This window comes from Candidatus Thiosymbion oneisti (genome assembly GCF_900092655.1).
GTDB lineage: Bacteria > Pseudomonadota > Gammaproteobacteria > Chromatiales > Chromatiaceae > Thiosymbion > Thiosymbion oneisti.
Genome location: NZ_FLUY01001416.1, coordinates 1 through 245 on the forward strand (window position 1 = coordinate 1; position 245 = coordinate 245).

Annotated in this window: 1 protein-coding gene; it reads left to right on the forward strand. The window is 57.1% G+C overall.

All coding sequences use genetic code 11. From position 1 onward, the window contains the following. Positions 1-245 (forward strand): leucine-rich repeat domain-containing protein (locus tag BQ17_RS14495; protein ID WP_176722443.1); only part of this gene is annotated, 245 nt, incomplete at both ends.

Sequence of the window (245 nt, forward strand, 5' to 3'; positions counted from 1 at the left end):
GAAGTTGCCCGAGTCCATCAGTCAGCTCCAGAAACTCACTCACCTTAATCTACGCGGTAACCAGCTCTCAGAGCTGCTCGAATCCATCGGTCAGCTCCAGCAGCTTACTCGCCTTGATCTCAGCGATAACCGGCTTTCGGAGCTACCCGAGTCCATCGGTCAGCTCCAGCGGCTCACCAGATTTGATCTCGGTGGTAACCAGCTCTCGGGGCTACCCGAGTCCATCGGTCAGCTCCAGCGGCTTA